We start from the raw sequence: 322 nt of genomic DNA, 5'->3' as shown, positions 1-322 counted from the left end.
AGGTCGCAGTCCTTCGCCGGGACATGGCAGCCCGGCGCCGTGCACGTGGTGTCGCGGTGCCGGACCGCGCGGGCCAGATCCGCCGGCGGCCGGTACACCGTTTTGCCGTAGGAGAGGGTGGTCCCGGTCTCGGGATGCGTCAGGATCCGGTAGAACGACGTGGCGCCTTCGCAGAGTTTCCGGGCGGCGCCGGCGGGGATCGGCCCGTACCCGTCGAGGGTGGCCGGTTCCTCGTCCAGGCCCATCAGCGTGAACACCGGCACGGTGAGCGCGACCTCGGGCCGGATCCCGGCCGCCGGCCCGGACTCCATCCCCGCGTGCA

The 322-nt window shown here is 73.3% G+C and carries 1 pseudogene; it reads right to left on the bottom strand.

Annotation, left to right across the window (positions count from 1 at the left end):
- Window positions 1-322, bottom strand: a pseudogene (locus AC3A4M_RS22850) (HNH endonuclease signature motif containing protein); the annotation flags it as partial.

Source organism: Arthrobacter sp. Soil_C_60, assembly GCF_057656375.1.
This window is presented reverse-complemented; position numbering and strand designations above follow the sequence as displayed.